Here is a 614-nt window from a genome sequence, read left to right as displayed (position 1 = left end):
GGATGTGGAAGAGCTCGCCCTTGGACACCACTGGGCCCAGCATCGCCTCGCCTTCGAAGAGCTGCTGACTCATCAACTGTCCCAGCAACGCCTGCGCGAAAGCCTGCGCTCGCTGCGCGCCCCGGCCATGCCCAAGGCGACGAAGCTGCCGGCTCGCTACTTGGCCAATCTCGGTTTTACCCCTACCGGCGCCCAGCAACGGGTCGGCAACGAAATCGCCTACGACCTGAGCCAGCCCGAGCCAATGCTGCGGCTGATCCAGGGCGACGTGGGCGCGGGCAAGACCGTGGTCGCCGCCCTCGCCGCCCTGCAAGCGCTGGAAGCCGGTTATCAAGTAGCCTTGATGGCGCCCACCGAGATCCTCGCCGAACAACATTTCATCACCTTCCAGCGCTGGCTCGAACCGCTGGGCATTGAAGTCGCCTGGCTGGCCGGCAAGCTCAAGGGCAAGAACCGCACCGCCGCGCTGGCGCAGATCGCCGAAGGCGCACCGATGGTGGTCGGCACCCATGCGCTGTTCCAGGACGAAGTGCAGTTCAAGAACCTGGCCCTGGTGATCATTGACGAACAGCACCGCTTCGGCGTGCAACAGCGCCTGGCCCTGCGACAGAAAG

1 protein-coding gene is annotated in these 614 nt (G+C 65.1%); it reads left to right on the top strand.

Annotated features, from left to right (window positions below; genetic code table 11):
• A partial coding sequence (locus tag OC610_RS28530; RefSeq protein ID WP_264433087.1) for a DEAD/DEAH box helicase occupies window positions 1-614 on the top strand: 614 nt, incomplete at both ends.

The organism is Pseudomonas agronomica (genome assembly GCF_025917275.1).
In the GTDB taxonomy this organism is placed as follows: Bacteria; Pseudomonadota; Gammaproteobacteria; order Pseudomonadales; family Pseudomonadaceae; genus Aquipseudomonas; species Aquipseudomonas agronomica.
The sequence above is the reverse complement of the archived record's forward strand: the minus strand, read 5'-3'. Positions and strand labels throughout refer to the sequence as shown.